At 42.3% G+C, this 23,884-nt stretch carries 25 protein-coding genes; 15 read left to right on the forward strand and 10 right to left on the reverse strand.

Translation table 11 applies throughout. The annotated features are described in order from the left end of the window. The first annotated feature begins 48 nt into the window (after window positions 1-48). From rpsO to PSF31_RS14750, 6 genes are all read left to right on the forward strand, one after another. A complete protein-coding gene (rpsO, locus tag PSF31_RS14725; protein ID WP_004905890.1) occupies window positions 49-318 on the forward strand; it encodes a 30S ribosomal protein S15 in 270 nt (89 codons plus the stop codon). Window positions 319-721: 403 nt separating this feature from the next. Continuing rightward, on the forward strand, window positions 722-2,845 hold the full coding sequence (pnp, locus tag PSF31_RS14730) for a polyribonucleotide nucleotidyltransferase (protein WP_094961648.1): 2,124 nt from the start codon (window positions 722-724) through the stop codon (window positions 2,843-2,845). A 93-nt stretch (window positions 2,846-2,938) separates the two neighbouring features. Next, window positions 2,939-3,856 (forward strand): lipoprotein NlpI, encoded by a 918-nt coding sequence (gene nlpI / locus PSF31_RS14735; RefSeq protein ID WP_226617020.1) that lies wholly within the window; start codon window positions 2,939-2,941, stop codon window positions 3,854-3,856. Window positions 3,857-4,026: 170 nt separating this feature from the next. After that, window positions 4,027-5,958: a DEAD/DEAH family ATP-dependent RNA helicase gene (locus PSF31_RS14740; protein ID WP_164560869.1), complete on the forward strand. Its 1,932-nt coding sequence runs from the start codon at window positions 4,027-4,029 to the stop codon at window positions 5,956-5,958. Window positions 5,959-6,015: 57 nt separating this feature from the next. Further along, window positions 6,016-6,501: a type II toxin-antitoxin system RelE/ParE family toxin gene (locus PSF31_RS14745; protein WP_232806433.1), complete on the forward strand. Its 486-nt coding sequence runs from the start codon at window positions 6,016-6,018 to the stop codon at window positions 6,499-6,501. Beyond that, a complete protein-coding gene (locus tag PSF31_RS14750) occupies window positions 6,491-6,820 on the forward strand; it encodes a helix-turn-helix domain-containing protein (protein WP_004905885.1) in 330 nt (109 codons plus the stop codon). The genes PSF31_RS14745 and PSF31_RS14750 overlap by 11 nt, the downstream gene beginning before the upstream one ends. A 4-nt stretch (window positions 6,821-6,824) precedes the next feature. On the opposite strand, the gene btsR is transcribed toward PSF31_RS14750, so the two are convergent. After that, window positions 6,825-7,541 (reverse strand): two-component system response regulator BtsR, encoded by a 717-nt coding sequence (btsR, locus tag PSF31_RS14755; RefSeq protein ID WP_004905884.1) that lies wholly within the window; start codon window positions 7,539-7,541, stop codon window positions 6,825-6,827. Between the two features lie 19 nt (window positions 7,542-7,560). Further along, on the reverse strand, window positions 7,561-9,246 hold the full coding sequence (locus PSF31_RS14760) for a sensor histidine kinase (protein ID WP_004905883.1): 1,686 nt from the start codon (window positions 9,244-9,246) through the stop codon (window positions 7,561-7,563). A 533-nt stretch (window positions 9,247-9,779) separates the two neighbouring features. Between PSF31_RS14760 and PSF31_RS14765 the strand changes: the two genes are divergently transcribed. The 5 genes from PSF31_RS14765 to PSF31_RS14785 all read left to right on the forward strand — a co-directional run bounded on the left by PSF31_RS14765 (window position 9,780) and on the right by PSF31_RS14785 (window position 13,778). After that, window positions 9,780-10,751 carry an HlyD family secretion protein gene (locus PSF31_RS14765; RefSeq protein WP_004905881.1) on the forward strand — a complete coding sequence of 324 codons (972 nt, stop codon included), beginning with the start codon at window positions 9,780-9,782 and terminating at the stop codon, window positions 10,749-10,751. Between the two features lie 11 nt (window positions 10,752-10,762). Beyond that, the gene (locus PSF31_RS14770; protein WP_004905879.1) at window positions 10,763-11,908 is read left to right on the forward strand and encodes an ABC transporter permease; all 1,146 of its coding nucleotides are present in this window, start codon (window positions 10,763-10,765) and stop codon (window positions 11,906-11,908) included. Next, window positions 11,908-13,062, forward strand: coding sequence for an ABC transporter permease (locus PSF31_RS14775; protein WP_004905877.1), 1,155 nt, complete (start codon window positions 11,908-11,910; stop codon window positions 13,060-13,062). Before PSF31_RS14770 ends, PSF31_RS14775 begins: the two co-directional genes overlap by 1 nt. A 130-nt stretch (window positions 13,063-13,192) precedes the next feature. Then, window positions 13,193-13,480, forward strand: a complete 288-nt coding sequence (locus PSF31_RS14780; protein WP_004905876.1) for a type II toxin-antitoxin system RelB/DinJ family antitoxin — start codon at window positions 13,193-13,195, stop codon at window positions 13,478-13,480. After that, complete coding sequence (locus PSF31_RS14785; RefSeq protein ID WP_004905874.1) at window positions 13,461-13,778, forward strand: type II toxin-antitoxin system YafQ family toxin; 318 nt, start codon at window positions 13,461-13,463, stop codon at window positions 13,776-13,778. The genes PSF31_RS14780 and PSF31_RS14785 overlap by 20 nt, the downstream gene beginning before the upstream one ends. Before the next feature lie 39 nt (window positions 13,779-13,817). Here PSF31_RS14785 and PSF31_RS14790 read toward each other — a convergent pair whose 3' ends face one another. Next, window positions 13,818-14,693 (reverse strand): U32 family peptidase, encoded by an 876-nt coding sequence (locus PSF31_RS14790; protein WP_096864325.1) that lies wholly within the window; start codon window positions 14,691-14,693, stop codon window positions 13,818-13,820. Window positions 14,694-14,710: 17 nt separating this feature from the next. Next, on the reverse strand, window positions 14,711-15,706 hold the full coding sequence (gene ubiU, locus PSF31_RS14795) for a ubiquinone anaerobic biosynthesis protein UbiU (protein ID WP_094961644.1): 996 nt from the start codon (window positions 15,704-15,706) through the stop codon (window positions 14,711-14,713). A gap of 514 nt (window positions 15,707-16,220) precedes the next feature. On the opposite strand from ubiU, the gene ubiT reads away from it, so the two are divergent. Then, entirely contained in the window at window positions 16,221-16,745 is a 525-nt protein-coding gene (ubiT, locus tag PSF31_RS14800; protein ID WP_004905868.1) for a ubiquinone anaerobic biosynthesis accessory factor UbiT, read from the forward strand. Continuing rightward, entirely contained in the window at window positions 16,739-17,242 is a 504-nt protein-coding gene (locus PSF31_RS14805; protein ID WP_004905865.1) for a GNAT family N-acetyltransferase, read from the forward strand. Before ubiT ends, PSF31_RS14805 begins: the two co-directional genes overlap by 7 nt. On the opposite strand, the gene PSF31_RS14810 is transcribed toward PSF31_RS14805, so the two are convergent. Next, window positions 17,215-17,553: a GIY-YIG nuclease family protein gene (locus tag PSF31_RS14810; protein ID WP_004905864.1), complete on the reverse strand. Its 339-nt coding sequence runs from the start codon at window positions 17,551-17,553 to the stop codon at window positions 17,215-17,217. The two genes, PSF31_RS14805 and PSF31_RS14810, sit on opposite strands and share 28 nt — an antisense overlap. Before the next feature lie 270 nt (window positions 17,554-17,823). Between PSF31_RS14810 and bhsA the strand changes: the two genes are divergently transcribed. Together bhsA and PSF31_RS14820 are read left to right on the forward strand one after the other, a co-directional pair. Further along, entirely contained in the window at window positions 17,824-18,075 is a 252-nt protein-coding gene (gene bhsA, locus PSF31_RS14815; protein WP_096864324.1) for a multiple stress resistance protein BhsA, read from the forward strand. Between the two features lie 301 nt (window positions 18,076-18,376). Next, window positions 18,377-18,814, forward strand: a complete 438-nt coding sequence (locus PSF31_RS14820) for a YhbP family protein (RefSeq protein WP_096864365.1) — start codon at window positions 18,377-18,379, stop codon at window positions 18,812-18,814. Here the strand turns inward: PSF31_RS14820 and nrdG are convergent. From nrdG to pyrB, 5 genes are all read right to left on the reverse strand, one after another. Beyond that, window positions 18,811-19,275, reverse strand: coding sequence for an anaerobic ribonucleoside-triphosphate reductase-activating protein (gene nrdG / locus PSF31_RS14825; protein WP_096864323.1), 465 nt, complete (start codon window positions 19,273-19,275; stop codon window positions 18,811-18,813). The genes PSF31_RS14820 and nrdG overlap by 4 nt on opposite strands. A 4-nt stretch (window positions 19,276-19,279) precedes the next feature. Next, on the reverse strand, window positions 19,280-21,418 hold the full coding sequence (nrdD, locus tag PSF31_RS14830; RefSeq protein WP_096864322.1) for an anaerobic ribonucleoside-triphosphate reductase: 2,139 nt from the start codon (window positions 21,416-21,418) through the stop codon (window positions 19,280-19,282). 401 nt (window positions 21,419-21,819) lie between these two features. Continuing rightward, on the reverse strand, window positions 21,820-22,206 hold the full coding sequence (gene ridA, locus PSF31_RS14835) for a 2-iminobutanoate/2-iminopropanoate deaminase (RefSeq protein WP_004907508.1): 387 nt from the start codon (window positions 22,204-22,206) through the stop codon (window positions 21,820-21,822). Between the two features lie 162 nt (window positions 22,207-22,368). Next, window positions 22,369-22,833, reverse strand: a complete 465-nt coding sequence (gene pyrI / locus PSF31_RS14840) for an aspartate carbamoyltransferase regulatory subunit (RefSeq protein WP_004905852.1) — start codon at window positions 22,831-22,833, stop codon at window positions 22,369-22,371. A gap of 12 nt (window positions 22,834-22,845) precedes the next feature. After that, window positions 22,846-23,781, reverse strand: coding sequence for an aspartate carbamoyltransferase (pyrB, locus tag PSF31_RS14845; protein ID WP_004907510.1), 936 nt, complete (start codon window positions 23,779-23,781; stop codon window positions 22,846-22,848). Between the last annotated feature and the right edge of the window lie 103 nt (window positions 23,782-23,884).

Below are 23,884 nucleotides of genomic sequence, written 5' to 3' on the forward strand. Positions count from 1 at the left end.
ATTAGAGATTGGCTCTCATCACTTACATTAATCATTTTGGAGTTTATTATGTCTCTAAGTAATGAAGCGAAAGCTAAAATCGTTGCTGAGTTCGGCCGCGGTGAAAATGACACTGGTTCAAGCGAAGTTCAAATCGCTCTGCTGACAGCACAAATCAACCACCTGCAAAGTCACTTTGCAGAGCACAAAAAAGATCACCACAGCCGTCGTGGTCTGCTGCGTATGGTTGCTCAGCGTCGTCGCTTACAAGCTTACTTGAAAGGTAAAGATATCGCGCGTTACACTGCTCTTATCGAGCGTTTAGGTCTGCGCCGCTAATCTTACTCTAGATAATTTGAGTTGCAGCTAGGCGACAAATGAGTGAGTTACTAGGTACATACATGAGTATGTGGCTAGTACGAGTGAATGTAGTCAACAACGTTGCAACTTGAAGTATGACGAGTAGAGTCAGTTTCAGAGAAAAGGGGCCAGAGGCCCCTTTTCTTCTAAAAGTTATTTTGAAAGTTGAAGTAATACTCGAATTATACTTAACTTAAATGCTAAGCTATAAATCGTAGTGAGTTGTTTTTATTAATGCCTCTTCGCTACATCCGATTCGCGCGGCTAATGAGAGAATTGATCACTAGAACATCAGTATTCTCATTAGTCGCGAGGCTGTAGTAGGAAGAGTAAACCAATGCTCCCTGAGAATCTCAGGTAGCCTTACAAAAAGGGTAATATAGTGTTAAATCCTATTGTTCGTAAATTCCAATACGGTCAACATACTGTTTCGATTGAAACCGGTATGATCGCACGCCAAGCATCTGCTGCTGTTATGGTTAACATGGATGACACTGCAGTATTCGTGACTGCAGTTGCACAGAAAAAAGTGAAAGAAGGTCAAGATTTCTTCCCTTTAACTGTTAACTATCAAGAACGTACATATGCAGCGGGCCGCATCCCTGGAAGTTTCTTCCGTCGTGAAGGTCGTCCTGGTGAAGGCGAAACGTTAATCGCACGTCTGATTGACCGTCCTCTACGCCCTCTGTTCCCAGAAGGTTTTTATAACGAAATTCAAATCATTGCGACCGTTGTATCTGTTAACCCACAAGTTAACCCAGATATCGTTGCGATGATTGGTGCATCAGCGGTATTAGCGCTGTCAGGTGTTCCATTCAATGGCCCAATCGGTGCTGCACGTGTTGGTTTTATCAATGACCAATATGTTCTGAACCCTACAGCAGACGAACTGAAAAACAGCCGTTTGGATTTAGTGGTTGCAGGTACTGATAACGCGGTATTAATGGTTGAATCTGAAGCTGATTTGTTGAGCGAAGAGCAAATGTTAGGTGCAGTGGTATTTGGCCACGATCAACAACAAGTTGTTATTCAGAATATCAATGAATTAGTGAAAGAAGCTGGGAAAGAGAAATGGGATTGGCAGCCAGAGCCAGTTAACCAAGCTCTTCATGACCGTGTTGCACAATTAGCTGAAAGCCGTATGGGCGATGCTTATCGCATCACTGAGAAACAAGAGCGCTACGCGCAGGTTGACTTAATCAAAGAAGAAGTCACTGCAGTATTAGTTGCTGAAGACGAAAACGTTGATGTTTCTGAAGTTGCAGATATTTTAGCAAGCTTAGAAAAACAAGTTGTTCGTAGCCGTGTTATCCGTGGTGAGCCACGTATCGATGGCCGCGAAAAAGATATGGTTCGTGCACTGGACGTTCGTACGGGGGTTCTGCCACGTACTCACGGTTCTGCGTTGTTTACTCGTGGTGAAACTCAAGCACTGGTAACTGCAACTTTAGGTACAGAGCGTGATGCACAGGTTATCGACCAATTAATGGGCGAATATACTGACCGTTTCTTATTCCATTACAACTTCCCTCCATACTCTGTCGGTGAAACTGGCATGGTGGGTTCACCAAAACGTCGTGAAATCGGTCACGGCCGTTTAGCGAAACGCGGTGTGTTAGCTGTGATGCCTGACCACGCAGATTTCCCATACACTGTACGTGTTGTGTCTGAAATCACTGAATCCAATGGTTCATCATCAATGGCATCAGTTTGCGGTGCGTCATTAGCACTGATGGATGCTGGTGTGCCAATTAAAGCCGCTGTTGCAGGTATTGCAATGGGGCTGGTAAAAGAAGGCGAAGATTTCGTTGTTCTGTCTGATATCTTAGGTGACGAAGACCACTTAGGTGATATGGACTTTAAAGTGGCTGGTAGCCGTGAAGGTATCAGTGCACTGCAAATGGACATCAAAATTGAAGGGATCACGCGTGAAATCATGCAAGTTGCCTTAAACCAAGCAAAAGGTGCGCGTTTGCACATTCTTGGTACGATGGAACAAGCAATCAATGGTCCACGTGAAGAAATCTCTGAATTTGCTCCACGTATTTACACTATCCGTATCAATCCAGACAAAATCAAAGATGTCATCGGTAAAGGTGGTTCTGTGATCCGTGCGTTAACGGAAGAAACAGGCACGACTATCGAGATCGAAGATGACGGTACTGTGAAAATTGCAGCAACTGATGGTATTAAAGCGAAAGAAGCAATTCGTCGTATTGAAGATATCACAGCAGAAGTTGAAGTTGGCCGCATTTACCCAGGTAAAGTAACCCGTATTGTCGACTTTGGTGCATTTGTTGCGATTGGCGGCGGTAAAGAAGGTCTGGTTCATATTTCTCAAATCGCGGACAAACGTGTTGAGAAAGTGACTGATTACCTACAAATGGGTCAAGAAGTTCCTGTTAAGGTATTGGAAATCGACCGTCAGGGCCGTATCCGTCTTAGCATGAAAGAAGCGGTAGCAACTGAAGAAGCAAGTGCACAACCGCAGGACTCAGCAGAGTAAGCTGACTTAACAGCGCTCTATTAAGTTAGGGCGCTATCAGCCTAAATTTGCTGAAACCATCATTTGTAAAGCGTGGTAATGTAAGGGCGGAGTATGTTGAACAGTATCTGTCTTCGGGTGAGAGATTATCGCACGTTACCGCGTGTGCTCTTGGCGCTTATCTTTTTTGTTATTATTGGATGTAGTAGCAAAGATTGGCGAAAGAACGAGGTATTTGCCGTTCCACTTCAACCTTCATTGCAACAAGAAGTGATACTGGCTCGTATGGAACAAATCCTTGCGAGTCGGTCTTTAACCGATGATGAATACGCACAGCTTTTATATGAGCGCGGTGTGTTGTATGATAGTCTCGGTTTAAGGGCGCTGGCACGTAATGATTTTTCAACTGCGTTAGCCATTCGTCCTGATATTCCTGAAGTTTTTAATTTTTTAGGGATATATTTTACGCAGGCAGGCAATTATGATGCTGCCTATGAAGCGTTTGATTCTGTTTTAGAGCTTGATCCAACTTACAATTTCGCGCGAATGAATCGTGGCATCGCATTATATTACGGTGAACGGTACAAACTAGCGCAGGATGATCTGCTGGCGTATTATCAGATAGATCCAAATGATCCTTTTCGTACTCTGTGGCTTTACCTCGTAGAGAAAGACATAGACCCGCGTATGGCGCAAGATAATCTTGCTGCCCGCTACAACCAAGCGGAGAAAGGGCAATGGGGCTGGAATATCGTAGAATTCTATCTTGGCAATATCAATGAAAATACATTGATGGAGCGTTTGAAAGAAACATCTACGGATAACACTTCGCTCGCTGAGCATCTCAGTGAAACTAACTTCTATTTAGGTAAGCATTACCTAAGTCTGGGGGATAAGGATAGCGCAGTTGCGTTATTCAAACTGACGGTAGCTAACAACGCTCACAGCTTTGTTGAACACCGCTATGCATTGTTGGAATTGGCGCTGTTAGGCCAAGAACAAGACGACCTTTTAGAATCGGGCCAGCAATAGCTGACGAACATTTCATGATAAATTTTTAAGTCATCATCCCTCGGGGTGACGGCCTATTTGTTCGTTTAATAAACACAATTTGAGCCAGTTCACATTTTAAATGAAAATGACCGAAATGATTTTCGCATGGTTATGTAAACTGGCTGCCATTATGTATGAGGCACCTTTACATGACTACTGAGACCGATATTTCTTTTGCTGAGTTAGGTTTATCAGCATCTATTTTGACAGCACTAAATGACCTGGGATATGAAAAACCATCACCAATCCAACAGCAATGTATTCCATTGTTAATGGATGGAAACGATGTATTAGGTATGGCACAAACAGGTAGCGGTAAAACTGCTGCATTTAGTTTGCCATTACTGCATAACATCGACCCAGATTTAAAAGCTCCGCAAATTTTAGTACTTGCTCCAACTCGTGAGTTGGCTGTTCAGGTAGCGGAAGCAATGAGTGATTTCTCTAAACATATGAACCGCGTTAACGTTGTTGCCCTGTATGGTGGTCAACGTTATGACGTACAATTACGTGCACTGCGCCAAGGACCACAAATTGTTGTGGGTACACCAGGCCGCCTTCTTGATCACTTAAAACGTGGCACGTTAGATCTTTCTAAATTAAAAGGCTTAGTCTTAGACGAAGCTGATGAAATGCTGCGTATGGGCTTCATTGAAGATGTTGAAAACATCATGAGCCAAATTCCAGCTGAGCACCAAACTGCGCTGTTCTCTGCAACAATGCCTGAACCAATTCGTCGTATTACACGTCGTTTTATGAAAGACCCGAAAGAAATTCGTATTCAGGCTAGCATTACAACCCGTCCAGACATTGCTCAGAGCTATTGGACAGTGTACGGTATGCGTAAAAATGAAGCGTTAGTGCGTTTCTTAGAAGCAGAAGACTTTGATGCAGCAATTATTTTCGTGCGTACCAAAAATGCAACATTAGAAGTGGCTGAAGCGTTAGAACGCAATGGCTACAACAGTGCTGCACTAAATGGTGACATGAACCAAGCATTGCGTGAGCAAACCTTAGAGCGCTTAAAAGATGGTCGTTTAGATATCTTGATCGCAACTGACGTTGCAGCGCGTGGTTTGGATGTTGAGCGTATTAGTTTAGTTGTTAACTATGACATCCCAATGGATGCTGAGTCTTACGTTCACCGTATTGGTCGTACAGGCCGTGCAGGTCGTGCGGGTCGTGCGTTACTGTTTGTTGAAAACCGTGAACGTCGTCTGCTACGTAACGTTGAACGTACGATGAAACTGACTATTCCTGAAGTTGAATTACCAGATGCAGATCTGCTGAGCCAACGTCGTCAGGCGAAATTTGCTGAGAAAATTCAACAGCAATTAGAAAGCAGCGATTTAGACCAATATCGTTCACTGTTAGCAAAAATGTCTCCATCAGAAGATGTAGATATGGAAACTTTAGCCGCAGCATTACTGAAAATGGCACAAGGTGAACGTGCGCTGATCCTGCCACCAGATGCGCCACGTCGTCCACGTCGTGAATTTAATGATCGCGATGATCGCCGTGGTGATCGCCGCAACAGCAACGGCAATGGTTTTGACCGTGCAGAACGTGGTGAGCGTGGCGGACGTCGTGAGCGTCGTGATGTCGGTGATATGGAAATGTACCGTATTGAAGTTGGCCGTGATGATGGTGTGGAAGTTCGTCACATTGTTGGTGCGATTGCTAACGAAGCGGATATCAGCAGCCGTTATATCGGTAATATCAAATTGTACGGAACGCACTCGACAATTGAATTACCAAAAGGCATGCCAACTGACGTGTTAACTCATTTAAGTCGCGCACGCATTTTGAATAAACCAACTCAAATGCAGCTGATCGGTGATGCACAACCGTTTGAACGTCGCGGCGGTGGTGAGCGTCGTGGTGATGGTCGTCGTGATGGCGGCAGTGAAGGTGGCTTCGGTGCAGGTCGTCGTAATGACCGTGGCGGTGAGCGCGGTGGCGAACGTCGTGGCGGTGGTGAACGCCGTGGTGGTGGTAACCGTGACCGTGGTAACTCTGCTCCACGCCAAGATGGTACTAATGCGGCACCTCGTCGTCGTAGCAGCAGCCATAACGCGTAATTGCTAGGTTTTAGGGAAGTTATTCCCTAATAAAATGAAAACCCGCATTTCTTGGAAATGCGGGTTTTTTGTTGTTTTAAAAATGAACAATATATATTGTCTTCAAAAATGGCACTTGCTACTATAGTAATAGGTACTACATGGAGAGTAGTTGTGGCGTTCTATAAAATTTCCTCATTTAAGCGAAGCACCAAAAAAATTAAGATAATGGATAAACACTTGCTTAAGGCTGCAAATGAAGTCTTAGCGGGGGTTTATGAAGCAGACTTAGGAAGTGGTGTAATTAAAAAAAGGATTGCCATTAATGGAAAAGGGAAAAGTGGTGGGGTCAGGGTTATTATATTCTTCAAAGTTAGCCATCATCTCTTTTTTGCCGATGGTTGGGAGAAATGCAATATAGCTGCTAAAGGAGTAAAAGAAATTGAAGATGATGAACTAGATGCGTATAAGAATTTATCTCGACTTTTTCTTAATTATACGGATGATAAAATTGCTGATTTAGTTTTACATAATATTTTGGAGGAGCTTACTGATGAGCAATAAACTAGAAAACATGCTTGAGCTAGCGAAAGAGTTACATCAGGTTGATGCTGCACCAAAAAGTTTAGTTACTGATTTAGAACAGAAGGTTGGTAATCGTAAAATAAATAATAAAATCAAGGTAGTACCTATGATGAGCGGTGCGCAAATCAAACAACTCCGTGCTCAATATGGAATGTCACAAGCCATGTTAGCTTTAGCGCTGGGCATGTCTAAGGAAAGCGTATCTAAGTGGGAAAGAGAAGAAAAAAAACCCAGTGGCCCAGCTCTAAGAATGCTACATCTTATAGAGCAGCGAGGGCCAGAGATTTTAATTATTTAACCACTCAAACTAAACCCAATGCCTCTTTTAGTGGCTTGAGATAACGGCGGCTGACAGGTATATGTTCACCGGAGCTGAGTACCAACTCGGCTTGTCCACCGTCGCCAAACAGAATTTCATTTAACTGAGTCATGTTGACCAAATATTGGCGATGGCAGCGTACTAAAGGTGTACGAGTTTCTAATGTGCGTAATGTGAGCTCAGTAAAGCCTTCTTGCCCTTGTGTGCTCATCACATACACGCCACTCATACGTGAGGTGGCGTATAGCACTTCATCAAGCTTCATCAAATAGATGCGGCTATGGCCAGTACAAGGGATAAATTTGAGCGGCTCATTGTTGCTGAGTAGTTCAAGGTTCTGTTTTTGCTTACCTTGACGTAGGCGGTTTAAGGTTTTTTTTAATCGCTCTGTTTCAAGGGGCTTTAACAAGTAATCAAATGCATGCTCTTCAAAAGCTTGGATGGCAAATTCATTAAAAGCGGTAAGAAAGACGATATAGGGGCGGTCTTCTGGATCTAACATGCGTACCATTTCAAGGCCAGTTAGGCGCGGCATTTGAATATCAAGAAAAACCACATCAGGCTTTTTTTTGTGAATGACCCCAATCGCTTCAATCGCATTGGCGCATTCACCGATAATTTCAATATCATCGTGTTCTTCAAGTAGGCAACGCACATTTTCCCGTGCAAGAGGTTCGTCATCAACAATCAATACATTCATAGAGGTAATTTAATCATTATTATGTTGTAGCCAAATAAGGCAGGCGAATTTTCATTCGAGTGAATTTTTCTGGCTCATGTTCTACGCTGATACCATATTGTTCACCATATTTTAAACGTAAGCGTTTATCGACTAGCCCCATTCCTAAGCCATCGGACTTTTTAGTGGGCTTGTATAGCCCCGCGTTATCTTCTATTTCGATGTAGACATGTTCACTGTCGATATAACTACGTATTGTAATATATCCTGTTTCTAATAACTGTGAGGTGCCGTGTTTAATTGCATTTTCAACCAGTGGCTGCAGGGTAAATGCCGGAAGTTCAACCTGTTTGACTTCATCTGGGATCTCAATATGAATTTGTAAGCTTTCTTGAAAGCGGGCTTTTTCTATCTGCAAATAGGCGTTGATATGTTCAATTTCTTCACCAAGCGTGGCATTTTGTTCAGGTCGTTTTAAATTATTGCGGAAAAATGTCGAAATATATTGCACAAGCTGGCCTGCTTGCTGGCTATCTTTGCGGATCACGGCTTGCAGCGTATTGAGTACATTAAACAAAAAGTGGGGGTTCACTTGCGCATGAAGTAGTTTAACTTCAGATTGTAACAGTGATTGCTTATTGCGCTCATATTGGCCCGCGAGAATTTGCGCGGAAAATAAGCTGGCTATGCCTTCACCAAGGGTACGATTTATGGAGCTAAATAGGCTATTTTTCGCTTCATACAGTTTAATTGTACCAATGACTTTTTCATTTTCCCCGCGTAATGGGATCACTAATGCAGAACCGAGTTTACAGGTGGGGCTTAATGAACACTTGTAAGGCGTTTCATTGCCATCGGCATATACAACTTCATTATTCTCAATAGCTTGCCTTGACTGACTCGACGAAATCGGTGTTCCCGGGCGATGGTGATCAGCGCCAATACCAATAAATGCGAGTATTTTTTCACGATCAGTGATGGCGACGGCGCCAATTTCTAGTTCTTGATAAATAATCTTGGCAACTTTCATACTGTTATCAGCATTAAAGCCTTTACGCAGAATTCCTTCAGTGGTTAAGGCGATTTTTAGCGCCTGAGCAGAGAATGCAGTTGTGTATTTTTCAACAATAGCGCGGCGGTCGAGTAAAATACGAATAAACATAGCTGCGCCAATCGTATTTGCGATGACCATAGGTGCAGCGATATTTTTAACAAGTTCGAGGGCTTCATCGAAAGGTTTTGCCAACAATAAAATAATTAGCATTTGTATGATTTCAGCAATAAAAGTGACACAGCTGGCAATCATAGGATTAAAAATTTTATTAATTTCGCCACGTTTCATAAAGTAACGATGAACTAACCCGCCAATCAACCCTTCAACAATCGTTGAAACCATACAGGCAAATGCGCTCATGCCACCCAATGAATAACGATGTAACCCACCAGTAAAACCAACGGCAAAGCCGACAGCGGGACCGCCTAATAGACCCCCAAGCACGGCACCAATGGCGCGAGTATTGGCTATAGAATCATTGATATGCAAACCAAAATAAGTACCGATAATGCAAAATACTGAGAAAATCAGGTAGCACATCACCTTGTGAGGTAAGCGAATAGTGACTTTAAGTAATGGGGTAACCAGCGGGGTACGACTGAGGACCCATGCGATCACTAAGTAGACGCACATTTGCTGGAGGAGGAGTAATATTAAGTCAAATTCGTACATGCTCGTCATATTTCACATTCTGGGGGTGTTGACTACGTTCAGCTCCTTGGGTCACATACTTGTGTATGCTCCCCAAGCTATCTTCTCTTGTCGCCTACCCATAATGCGAACTATTTAGAGCATGGCTCGTCATGTTTCACATTCTGGGGGTGTTGACTACGTTCAGCTCCTTGGGTCACATACTTGTGTATGCTCCCCAAGCTATCTTCTTTTGTCGCCTACCCACAATGTGAACTATTTAGAGCATGATACGTTGTGGGATTTTTATTTTGTGGCGGAATTATTTATTCTTGCTATCTATTATTAGTCTTTATTCGGCTTGAAATTATATCGTAAGTCACTGGTTAAGTAATCGACATTTGAGAAAAGTACACTCATCAATATTTGACATAAGGCTGAAACCGCTTCAATATTAGTCAATGACCTACCTTTTCGTGATCTTGCGCACGAATTTATTAACGCTGTATTTAACTTTCTTGTCATACTCTAGGGATGGTAGTTTCCCCCGTTATTATTTAAGGTTCACATAAATAATGAAAAAAAGAACAATAGCACTGATTTTGCTGATGCTTATCTTAATAGCAGCAGCGGCACTTTTTCATTCCCATAACCAATATTTATTGTTACAGGGGGAAGTCGATGCACCTGAAGTTATCGTAACCTCGAAAGCAAAAGGGCGGGTGATTGAGCGCCATATTGAGCGTGGTGATGATGTAAAACAAGGGCAACTTCTCTTAACATTAGAAAGCCCTGAGCTACAGGCGCAGTATGCAGCATCAAAAGCGGCAAGAGACCAAGCAAAGGCGCAGCTAGAACTCTCTATTAATGGTACTCGCGAAGAAACTATTCGTGATCTTCAAGCCACCTTGGCACAAGCCAACTCTCAATATCAAAATGCCTCTCGTGAATATGCTCGTTTAAGTAATTTAAAAAACAAAGGGTATGTTTCAGCGAATGAGTTAGATAACGCACGTAAGGCCAAAGAAGTGGCATTTTCGCAAGTTCAAGGGGCAAAAGCACGGTTGGAAGAAGGCTTACATGGTGACCGTATTGAATTACGTCAGCAATATGAGGCGGCGCTTGACCAAGCAGAACAAAAATTAGCTGAATTGCAAGTTCAGGTGGATGATTTGCAAGTTAAAGCCCCGGTTGATGGGGAAGTAGGGCCTATCCCCGCTGAAATTGGCGAACTATTTAATGCAGGAAGCCCTTTGGTTTCATTAATACGCCTACCGCAAGCTTATTTTGTCTATAACTTGCGTGAAGATATTTTAGTTGATGTGAAAAAAGGCGATAAAGTACAGCTGGATATCCCAGCGTTGGGTAATAAGGTGGTTGAAGCTGAAATTCGTTATATTGCACCAAAAGGTGACTATGCTACTAAGCGAGCAACACGTGCAACGGGTGACTTCGATTTAAAAACATTTGAAATTCGCTTATATCCTGTAGAGCCGATCGAAGGGTTAAGGCCTGGCATGAGTGTGTTATGGCATTGGGATAAGTAAAAGGTGTTGCCATGAAATTTAAGTTCGCTTGGCACGGTTTTGAGCACGCCTTTAGCCGTGAAACCCAAATGGCTATTCGTAGCCCTGTTTTTCATTGGTTAAGTTGGCTGTTTCCATTAATGCTGTTTACGTTAGTTAGCGCTAACTTTTCAGAGGGGACATTAATGGATTTACCCGTTTCTGTGGTGGATGACAACCATAGCCCCGTGTCTCGGCAAATTATTCGTGACCTTAACGCAGGCCCGCACGCTGATGTAAAAACGATTGATGATAATTTGAGTACGTCATTAAAAAGACTCGGTAGTTCAAAAGATTACGCGTTATTGTATATTCCTCATAACTTTGAAGAAGATGTCTTACGGGGGCGTCAGCCTGAGCTGCGGATGTATTATAATGCGCTCTTTTATGCATCAGGTAGTTATGCGATTCAAGATTTTAGTGGGCTAGTGGCAGAGCTGAATGCGAAGTATCGCCAAGAAATGGCTAAGTCCATGGGAAAGGCATTGCCGCCATTAGCTCAAGTCACACTTTCTTATGACAGTTTGTTCAATCCGAGCGGTAGTTATATTTATTATCAACAGTTTGCTGCAACTATTCATATGTTACAGCTATTTGTTGTTACCGCAACAATCTACACCATGTCACGAGGTTCTACCTTACAAAGTGTTAAACCGTTTGTCATGGCGTTACTTGGGAAGTTAGCTCCTTACACCTTATTTTTCAGTATATTGCTCGCCGTAGAGATTGCGGCGCTAGTCACTATTTTTGATGCTAAAGTGGTAGGGAACCCGTTATATATGATTGTATTAGGGTTTTTCTATGTGATAGCAGCGCAAAGTATCGGTTTATTGCTGTTTAGTTTTACCTCAAGTGCCATCATGGCGTATAGCTTGATAGGGATGCTGGTGAGTATCGCCTTAGCCTTTTCGGGTATGGCTGTGCCTGAGCTATCAATGATATTGCCTGCACAGATTATTTCGAATATTGAACCACTTACACATACATTGAATGCTATGTTTGATATTTTCTTGCGGGAGATTTCTTTTACTCGCATCGTTCAAGTGTGTCTATTTTTATTGATTTACCCATTTGTGATTGGCTTTTTAATCCGTAAGCGACTAGTAAAACGGTTAGAAAACCAAGGAGGGGTTGTCTAATGGCTATCTATTTTGCAACCTTTCGTAAAGTGCTGCTGGGGATGTTGGAAAAACCGATGTGGCTGTTATTATTGGTTTCTCTGTGCGTTATGAGCTTAGTTTATGCCAAGCCTGTTCTTTGGGACTTACCTGTTGCCGTTATTGATATGGACCACAGCACAGCAAGTCGTGAGTTAATCCGTGATCTTGATGCGACGCCGAAGGTGCAATTGCAGAGTTATGATAACCTTGCTCAAGCTCGTCAGGATATGATTGCGAGAAAGTTATTTGCGATAATTATCATTCCAACAGATTTTCAACAACACTTATTGAGTGGTAAAAATATCACTGTGCCAGTGTATGGTGATGGCACCAACCGGCTAGCAAGTGGGCAAATTCAGCAAGAGTTATCAAAAGCCTACCAAACACTGCTCAATGCCTATAACACCCAGTTACTCACTAAAGCAGGCTATAGCCAAGAGCAAGCGAAAGTGATTATTACCCCTATTCGCAGTGAAACTGAGCCACTGTATAACCCAGGGATCAGCTTCGCAGCAATCGTTTTTCCTGGCTTGTTAGTGATGTTATTACAGCACTCCCTGTTGATTGCCTGTGTGCGAGTCAGTATCGCGGTCCGTTCTACGCCGAAAGGAAAACCGCCATTAGCCGTTTATTTAGGGGCGCTATCTGCTTTAATTCCGATTTGGTTATTTTTATCTACCGTATTTTTTGCCCTTTGGCCGTGGGTATTGGGTTACCGGCAAGAAGCGCCATTGTATGTGATTTGGATGTTCACGTTCCCATTCCTCTTGGCTGTTCTGGGGCTTGGCAAGTTAGTGACGGAATGTTTGCGCAGTGTCGAAATGATTTATTTAACTTTGGCATTTATTACGACTCCTGTGTTTTACATGTCAGGTACGATTTGGCCACTGCAAGCGATGCCTGATTGGGTTCGTATGATTGCATCAGCACTACCATCAACATGGGCCACAAACGCTATGGCAGGTCTTAACCAAATGGGACTACCGTTTAGCGATGTCCTGATGGATATCGTGATGATGCTGATTTTAGGGGTTATTTATACGGTCATTGGGGTATTTATTGGTATGCTCCGAGATGGCGAACTGCGTCATATTAGCCATATGTTTAACCGCTGGCGCAGGCATCGGCATTAATATTTAATCGTGTTTATGGTCTATTAGAAAAGGCGGCCTAAAGAAATAATGACTAATTAATCGACAAATGCTAAACTCAACCGCAATGTAGTCACAATGTAGCTACGTTTGATATGTGTAGGGGGATGATATGTCAACACTATTGAAAACAACAGATGTTCGTAGTCGAATTGATGAACAATTAAAAGCGGAAGCCACGAGTGTATTACAAGATTGTGGTTTGACTATTAGCGCAGCTATTCGTTTGTTTTTAGAACAAGTAGTTCAAGAGCAAAGAGTTCCCTTTGAAATCAAACGTAAGCAACCTTCGCTGAAAACTACACTAGCGTTGAAAGAAGCTAAAGCTATTGAGCAGCACTACGATTCAATTAACGAAATGATGGTGGAGTTAAGCAAAGTTGACTCAGAAGCCAAGTAATAAGCGAGCTAAGCAACCAAGGCAGGTTGCTTATACACCAACGTTTAAGAAGTCATGGGAACGATATAACCGAGCGGGCCGTAGGGATATGAATGCGGCTGTTCTCGTTATGGAAATACTGTTTTCTCAAAAAATAATACCAAAAGAATATCTTGACCATGAATTAGAAGGTCATGAATGGCAAGGAGCTAGGGAGCTTCATATTGGTGGTGATTTCTTACTGGTTTATCGCTTGTCAGATAAAGGTAATTTAATCACTTTCGTTGATATTGGTTCGCACAGTGAATTATTTGGTTAAGGTAATGAGCTATAGTTCGAGCTCATTACCTATTGTATATCAAGGCACTAGCAACAACCCTGCAATTTGTCGCCAATAACCATTACAGTTTTGGTTTACGATATTCAGCGGAATATCCCCATTTTCATTGGCTTTAAACTGTTTGATTATCTCAAGGGATTCTATACTTTCAGGGGAAATGCGCACAATATCTACAAGATCATGCATTGAATGCAGGTCATTGCCAAGGTTATAGCAAGCACCACTGAGCGTTTGAATGCCATTCAATGTAAACACCTGTTGATGTTCTTGGGAAAGCACCTTGCGCCCTTGTGGGTAGTTTATACAGCAAGTTTCACACTCGTCTTTTTGCTTATTTTCAGAGCGCGCAGTAAAACAGCGTGCGGAATAGGCAAGTGGTAAGTGACCGTAGCTCATCACTTCAACATCAAATTTGCCACGAATACCGATATCATCACATTGGTGAAGTAAATTGACTAGCCAATCACGAGAAAGCTCTACAGGCATACACCAGCGCACCATGCCTTGGCGTAAGAGAATATTTAAGGTTTGTGCGTTATAGCAATTCAAACCGTGGCCCGCGACAAAAGGAAGTCCTCTCTCGGCTAACATGTTGACCACACCAAAATCATGGGCTTCAACGAGAAACTCGCCATTATCAACTAATTTGCTGATCTCTTTAAGTTCTGAAGGTGCTTGAAGGAGAGCAAGGGTGCTCAGCACAATCTGTTTACCACTTTTCGCGAGTTGTTGTGCGAGTTCTATCCAATCATTGGGCTTCATTTCTCGACGTTTACTGCACACTGTCTCACCGAGATAGATAATATCGGCGTCACTTTGAACGGCGTGTTGATAAAAATCTTCCAGCGTTTGCTTTGGCCAGTAATAAAGAATAGATCCTAACGAGTACTGCATGATATTTACCTTTTAAATTACTGCCATTTACGATGATAGGCACCCAATGTAGTTTGGCTTCCTTCAGAAAGCCCACCTAATGCTTTTAGCCATTTAGGGTCGGTGACAAAGTTATTCGGGTTGGATTTGTAGCGGTCGATGGCTTGGCGCCAAATACGGGTCACTTCAGTCACATAAGCTGGGCTGCGCTGGCGGCCTTCAATTTTGACAGAGGCAATATTCGCTGCCATTAATTCAGGTAATAATTCAATAGTATTGAGGCTGGTGGGCTCTTCAAGGACATGATATTTCTGTTCATCGACAAGATAACGTCCTTTACATAGTGTTGGATAACCGGCATTTTCATCTTTTTGGTAACGGTCTATCAGCACATTATTAAGGCGCGATTCCATTCCTTCTTCAGTTTGTTGCCAACGAACAAAACGGGCTGGAGAGCATGCGCCTACGGTATTTGGTGACTCACCCGTGAGATAAGAAGACAGATAGCAGCGGCCTTCAGCCATGATGCATAAACTACCAAAAGCAAACACTTCAAGCGGTACAGGGCTATTTTTGGCTAATTGTTTCACTTGGTGAATAGATAGCACGCGCGGCAGGACGACACGATGGACTTGAAAATTACGTTCATAGAAGCGTATGGCTTCAGTATTGGTCGCAGAGGCCTGAACAGAAACATGCCTTTCAATATGCGGGTATTTATTTGCCGCGTACTCTAACATTGCGATATCGGCTAAGATCAAGGCATCGGCACCGAGATCCGCGGCAAGATCGACAGAATTTTGCCAACGTTCGTAACCGTTAGGGTGCGCAAATGTATTAATCGCAATATGTAATTTTCGTTTACGGTTATGGATATAGCGCTCAGCTTCGTGCAGTTTTTTTTCAGTAAAATTGAGTCCTGCGAAATGGCGCGCATTGGTATCATTTTTTAATCCAATATAAACGGCATCAGCACCGTTATCGACAGCCGCTTTTAACGCGGGCAAATTCCCTGCTGGGCAGAGTAATTCCATTGTCCTATCCCTGTATAAAATTTAATAGCTGCCATTCTAGTCAACAGAACTGTTATAGATTTTGATTTAGAGCAGAGAAATTGTTAATGGATATCAGTATTCGTTAATTAAGGTTGTTAGAGAAATAAGGGGACTGGTGGGTAATAAAGAAACTGTATCAAATAGTAGGGAATAAGTTTAATAAATAGGGAAAATAAATTATTTCTGACTGAATTTTGAACATTAATTGGATGGTATGGGTAATTAGAGATAGTTTTTTATCAATGGGAAGTGAGAAATAAATATTGGCGGGATGGGCAAAAATTGATATAGGATCAAACCAATAATGTCATTTTTTGGCAAGATAACTTATCGTGAGTCAAATGTTAGGTTAATGACTTCAATAAATGGGGTTATTAGCGTTGAAAATTTAATCATCTAAATATGCAATATGTTACCCTAAATAATTCGAGCTGCTACTGCGGTTAAGTAGTTACACGAAAACGGGCAGACAATTACTACGGGAGTCAGTACTGTGTTAGGTAAAATTCGTTCTCAACTCATCACAAAAGGCCCTTCATTTTTGAAACTGCCTTTAAAAGTGACCCCATTCGCATTACAGCGTCAGGTTCTCGAGCAGTTGCTAAGTTGGCAATTTCGTGAATCAGTAAAAGAAGGGGAACTTGATTTTCTCGAAGACAAATGGCTAAAAGTTGAAGTTCGTGACTTAGCATTAGTCTGGTTTATCAGTTTGCAAGATGGTCAATTGTCTGTAAAACAGCATGCCGAGGCTGATGTTAGTGTGAGTGGTAATGCGAATGATCTAGTACTGATCGCCGCGCGCAAAGAAGACCCCGATACGCTCTTTTTCCAACGTAGATTGGTGATTGAAGGGGACACTGAGCTCGGACTCTATGTGAAGAATTTAATGGATGCTTTCGAACTCGAAAACATGCCAGCACCGCTGCGTTTTGCTCTATTACAATTAGCCGATGTGATTAAAACCGTGCATGAAGCTGAGGACGCAGAGCATAAATCGCCTGCGTTAACTTCATGCTAATTCGAGTTGAAATCCCTGTCGATGCAATGGGTATTGATAAATTATTGCGTGAAACGTTTCCAACTGAAGCGGAAGCTAACCTTGTTCAACATTTGCGTGAGGATGGTTTGTTAACTCTCGGGGTTGTGGCAACAAATGATGATGGTGAAGTGATTGGCTATGTTGGCTTCACACCCGTTGATGTTAACGACGAAGACGTACAATGGGTAGGTCTTGCGCCATTAGCGGTAAGTAAAGCGCATCAAGGCCAAGGGATCGCAGAAAAACTGGTCTATGAAGGGTTAGATAGCCTTAATGAGTTTGGTTATGGTGCTGTCGTTGTACTGGGAGATGAACGCTACTATTCGCGTTTTGGTTTTGAACCGGCTTCAAGCCACGGCGTAAGTTGCCAATGGCCTGAACAACAGGCTCATTTTTTGGTTTGTGGCTTAGAAAATGGCGAAATCGGGGAACACCAAGGTTTGGTGACTTACTCTTCACACTTCAATAATTTATAGTTAGCTAAGTAGTCAGTTAAATCATCAGGCTGGTCAATGACCAGCCTTTCTTTTATCTTTTTATTCAGTTGCTTAACTTGATATTCTATTTTTGACGCGGCTGAGCGAGAACCAATAAAACAAGAAAATACCAGTTCTAGTGGCATTTTTCCTTTCAATGCTTTTGCCCCTGTTCCTGCCTTATGTTGCTCAAAACGACGTTGTACATCGGTGGTGATACCACAATACAAGGCGTTATTTTTCTCTCTTACTAAGTAAAGATACCAATCACTTTGTTTTGATTGTTTTTTTTCTAGGGTTGTTTTTATCATTCTGTGCTGATTTATAAGAAGAAAATATTAGGTTAACAACGAATATATTCGTTAAGTAAGATATTTATAACATATTAAAATTTAAATAAAAAATGATATAAAACTGTCACAAAGTTGTAACCTCAACCTAAGTTAGCATTCAAATTATTTGAATAACTATAGCAAAATTAGCTAATTTTCTTTTCAAAATAAAGCGCATAATATGATCCATATCACAGAGGGACAGTAAAAATCCCAACTAAAAATCAATTTTACAAGAAGGTATATACAATGAAAAAATCAACATTATTCGCTGCTGCTTTAACTTTAGGTGCTGTTTCATTTGGCTCAATGGCTGCTGAAGAAGTTCAACATACTAGTCAGCCAGCAGCTGGTTATGTCTCAGTAACGGGTGCTGTGAGTGTAAATGACCTGACCGCACAATTAGCCAAAAAAGCTGATGAAGCTGGCGCAACTTCATTCCGTGTGATTTCTGCTGGCGGTGAGAATAGCATGAATGGTACTGCAGCTATTTATAAGTAACTCTATTCGTCATATTTACTCGTCATACTTCGAGCCGTAGCGTTGTTGGCCGCGTTCATTCGCACTAGTCACATACTTATGTATGCTCCTAGCGTCTCGTTCACTTGCCGCCTAGCTACAACTCGAATTATTTAGAGTAAAGACTTGGGTGATATGGTGTAAAAACCCAAGTTAATTAGAGCCATTTTTTAATTAGTTAGGCTATAGTAATAGCGAATTTTATGCCTACGTTCAGAACAGTTTAAGCAAGCTTAGGGGTAACCCGAAAGCTTGTTCTGAACGGGTCTATATGGAAACCGCTATGACGCCTGAACAAGCTTTAAAACACATCCAACGCTATATTGCTCGCCAACACGTTTTTTCCCTTTTTGCTCATCACAACAATGATATCTGGCCTGCCAGTTGTTACTATGCATTTGATGCGAAAACGATGTGTCTGATTTTAATGACAGACCCGAATTCCAAGCATGGGCAATTGATGGTGGCTAACCCGCAAGTGGCTGGCACAATATCGGCGCAAACTAAAGCCGTGAATACAATACAAGGTATTCAATTTACAGGTGAAATTAAAATATTAGAAAGTGAGGAAGCACAACTCGCTCGCGGTTTCTACTGCCGCCGCTTCCCTGTGGCAATAGCAGCGAAACTGCCAGTTTGGCAGCTTCACTTACAGAATGTCAAAATGGTGGATAATAAATTAGGTTTTGGCACCAAGCTATATTGGGAATGCCAAATTTAACGAAGCCTATGGATTACCTGATTTGAGCTACCGCGCCAAATTAAGCGCGGGTCATGTAAATCCTGCTCAAATTTACCGTCAATCACGGTATTGACAAAACTCACCACTTTTTGCTGTTCAAGCGTTAAATCACCCAATGTGTATCCTGTCCATAACCAGATGTCTTTATCTGGGCAAACGGCTTTAACGCGTTTTACCAACTTGAGCACTGCAGGCAAATTGGCTGGGTGTAGCGGGTCTCCGCCCGACAGGGATAATCCCTGTCGACGAATACGAGTATCTTGCAAGTCTTGGATAATTTGGTCTTCCATTTCTTGGGTGAATGGCACACCTGAATCCACTCGCCATGTACTTTGGTTGTAACAACCACGGCATTGATGAACACACCCTGCCACAAACAGTGTACAGCGGGTTCCGGGGCCATTAACCACATCAACAGGATAATATTGGTGATAATTCATGGCATTAACCTATTTGGCCGTTACCTAAATGCTTAATACGGCGTTTGACTTCCTCTTGTTTTCCTGCATTAAATGGCCTTGCATCTGGGCTGCCTAAATAGCCACAGACACGGCGGATAACTGAAACGCGGTTAGTATCATGATTACCACAAGCCGGGCAGGTAAAACCTTTGCTGGTGCAGGAAAATTCACCGGAGAAACCGCATTCATAACACTCATCAATGGGGGTGTTAGTCCCATAATAAGGCACATGTTGATAGCTGTAGTCCCACACGTCTTCTAAGGCTCTAACATTATGTTGTAAGTTTGGGTATTCGCCATAACAGATAAAACCGCCATTCGCGAGTGCAGGGTAAGGTGCTTCAAAATCAATTTTATCGTAGGGATTCACCTGTTTTTCAACATCTAAGTGGAAGCTGTTTGTGTAGTAGCCTTTGTCGGTAACACCTTGTATCACACCAAATTCAGCGGTATCGAGACGGCAAAAACGGTCACACAAATTTTCACTTGGTGTGCTGTATAAACTGAAACCATAGCCTGTTTGGGCTTTCCATTCATCGGTGGCTTGGCGTAAGCGGTTGACAATTTCGACGGCTTTTTCACGTAATTTTTCATCATCATACACATGAGTTTGTGTGCCAAAAAGTGCATTGATGGTTTCATGCAACCCAATGTAACCTAAAGAAATAGATGCACGACCATTTTTGAATATCTCAGCGACGTTATCATCCGCTTTTAAGCGAACTCCACAAGCGCCTTCCATATATAAAATTGGCGCAACACGTGCTTTGACGGTTTCTAAACGGGCAATGCGAGTCATTAAGGCTTTTTTGGCAATAGCTAAGCGATCATCCAGTAATGCCCAAAATGCATCTTCATTGCCTTGAGCTTCGATAGCAATACGAGGCAAATTGAGGCTGATAACCCCTAAATTGTTGCGCCCATCATGAATTTGTTGCCCATTTTCTTCATAGGTACCAAGGAAACTGCGGCAGCCCATTGGCGTTTTAAATGACCCAGTAACATCAACGACGCGGTCGTAATTAAGAATGTCAGGATACATACGCTTACTGGCACACTCTAAAGCGAGTTGTTTGATATCGTAATTAGGGTCGCCTAGCTTATGGTTTAGGCCATCTTTAATTGCAAATACGAGCTTAGGGAAAACGGCCGTTTTACGGTTTTTACCAAGTCCCGCAATGCGGTTTTTCAGAATAGACTGTTGAATTAATCGTGCTTCTTTAGAGGTTCCGAGACCAAAACCAAAGGTGACAAACGGGGTTTGGCCATTTGCGGTGTGAAGCGTATTGACTTCATACTCTAAGGATTGAAAGGCGTCGTAACACTCTTTATCGGTGCGGCTGTGTGCATAACCTTCTGCGTCTGCTATTCCCCATTCTTTGGCGACTTTTAGGTGCTTTTCGTAGCTGATAGCGACATATGGCGCTAAAATTTCGTCAATACGGTTAATGGTTGTGCCCCCATAAATATGGCTCGCAACCTGTGCAATAATTTGTGCTGTAACAGCTGTTGCGGTTGAAATAGACTTTGGTTGCTCTATTTCTGCATTTCCCATTTTAAACCCGTTAGTTAACATGCCTTCAAGGTCAATTAACATACAGTTAAACATCGGGAAGAACGGCGCATAGTCGAGATCATGATAGTGAATTTCACCACGTTCGTGTGCGATAACGACATCTCTCGGCAAAATATGTTGTTTTGCATAGTGTTTAGCGACAATACCAGCGAGTAAATCGCGTTGTGTCGGGATCACTTTACTGTCTTTATTGGCATTTTCATTGAGTAAAGAGACATTACTTTGTTCGATTAGCCCACGAATGTCATGTGTCAATTGGCTGCGTTTTTCACGTTCGCTGTCTCTGTCGTGGCGATATTCAATATAAGCACGGGCTAAGTCTTTATAAGGCCCCGCCATCAATTGGTTTTCGACAGCGTCTTGGATTTCAGCGATATCCACTCGGTCACGGCTGCAAAGTTGCTCTGTGACAACAGAAGCAACCTGAAGACAATAATCGTCATCCTTAACATTCACAGCAGCCGCTGCACGTTTAACGGCTTCCTGAATTCGTGGAAGGTCAAAACCGACCTGACAACCATCTCTTTTTATAACAACCGTTCCCACGGGCATTCTCCTTGTTAAGTTATCCACAATACGACTTCAGCTATTCGCCATGTTTATCACGGGGACTAATCTGTGGATAAAATGTGAATAAATACTATATGTTGTGTCATTAGGTGTAATTAAAGCACAATATGTAGGATTTTGCTTTTATTTAGATCGCCAACATTTGATTTAAAACAAAGAAAAAAATAATTTGTATGAAGATCAAAAGCGCAGAGGAAATAAATCTTTTCAGTTGCCAGTATCCATATCAGTGAGATAAATAAAAAAAGAGATGTGATTTTCTTTATTCGCAAAGCATGAAAATGACTACTGTGGCGGGGAGTTTATTCTGTATCGGAGGTAGACAGTAATGAAAGACACCCCACCCAAAGCATGGGGTGTTTGGCTCGAACTAATCGTTATTTACGTACTGCGATTGCTTCGATTTCAATTTTCACGTCTTTTGGCAGACGAGCAACTTCAACGCAAGAGCGCGCTGGGAATGGTGCATTATGTTGTTTGAAAAATTCTTCGTAGGTTGCATTCACTGTCGCAAAGTCATTTAAATCTTTTACAAATACCGTTGTTTTCACGATATTAGCCGCACTTAAGCCAGCTTTTTCTAAAATTGCTTTTACGTTAGCCAGTGATTGGCGAGTTTGTGCTGCGATATCTTCAGGCACTTCACCCGTTTTAGGGTCAACAGGGATTTGCCCTGATGTGATAACCATACTACCCAAATCTACGCCTTGAACGTAAGGACCGATCGCTGCTGGTGCGTTTTCTGTATTGATTTCGTATGACATAACTACTCCGTTTCATCACGTAAAGAAAAAATACTCGTCATATGGTAAGCCACAGCGGTGTTTGTGGCTTAGTGTGACTTTGAGTATAACTTTATGGGGTGTTAGGCGCCATTATAAACATGGATTGCACCTACACAACACCGCAGTCTACGCAAAAACAACCTATTGGTTATTGATCACAGCGTCTCTATCGAACTCTTTTTCGCAGAATTTACACGTCAGTGCGACTTCTTTGCCGATTTTTTTCACACGGAAACTGCTTGATACAGGTTCATTATGGCTAATACAGTTGCTGTTTGGGCAAATTAACACATTGTCGATATACTGAGGCAGTGTGAGTTCAAGCTTTTCTACCACTTGGTAATCTTCAATACGGTTAACGGTGGCTTCAGGGGCATACATGGCTAATTGGTTAGCTTGCTCTGGAGTTAAAAAGGTATTTTCGATTTTGATAATGTCTTTTTTACCTAGATTGCTTGATGGCAAATTTAAACCAATTGTGATGCGTTCATCTGTTTTTGTTAGTTTAAATAACTTTAGTAATTTGAAACCAATTTGAGCAGGAATGTGGTCAATAACGGTACCGTGGCTGATTGCTTCAACTTGTAATTTATGATCTTGTGTCATGGTATGTCCTCCTCAGATAGCTAATTCTTTATTTAAAACTAGAGATAACAATGCCTGCCTTGCATAAATCCCATTTCCTGCTTGTTGGAAATAGTAAGCATAAGGTGTGCTATCCACATCAACTGCGATTTCATCAACCCGTGGTAGTGGGTGTAAGACTTTTAAATTCGGTTTTGCACAATGCAGGTCAGCCGCACTTAAAATAAATTGTGCTTTCACATTCGCGTATTCAGAGGGGTCGAGGCGCTCTTTTTGTACACGGGTCATATACAGAATGTCGAGTTCTGGCATCACTTCATCAATATTATTATGCAGGCTGTAGGTTGCGCCTTTTTCTTCTAAAATGTGCAGAATATGGTTTGGCATTGAAAGCGCTTCAGGGGCAATAAAGTAGAAGTGATTGCCTTCAAATTTAGACAGTGCTTGGGTTAAGGAATGCACGGTTCTGCCATATTTTAGGTCACCGACCATGGCAATTTGCAGGTTCTCTAAACGGCCTTGCGTTTCTTGGATAGTAAACAAGTCGAGTAATGTTTGTGTGGGATGTTGGTTTGAACCATCGCCTGCATTAATGACAGGAATGTGGCCTGCAAACTGGCTAGCGAGGCGAGCGGCACCTTCTTGCGGATGGCGCATGACAATAGCATCGACATATTGGCTGATAACAGAAATGGTATCGGCTAATGTTTCCCCTTTTTTACCGAGGGATGTGTTGGTGCTATCAGAGAAACCAACAACGGAAGCGCCTAAACGATGGATAGCCGTTTCAAATGACAAGCGTGTGCGTGTAGAGGCCTCAAAGAAACAACTTGCGATGACTTTATGTTTTAGAAACTCAGGTTGCGGCTGTTTTTTTAATGAAGCCGCAACATTAAGCACTAATTCAAGGTCTGAACGGTCTAAATCATTAATCGAGATGATATCGCGGTGGTATAAAGGGTTCGGCATTGTTGTTCTCCTGTGTCAGCAAGACATGTTAGGTCTATAGGCCAAAAAAAAGCCCCTCAATTGAGGGGCTTTTCTATAAATAAGAAGGGGAAAAACAGGCTGT

This window comes from Providencia sp. PROV156, from assembly GCF_028480905.1.
Lineage (GTDB): Bacteria > Pseudomonadota > Gammaproteobacteria > Enterobacterales > Enterobacteriaceae > Providencia > Providencia hangzhouensis.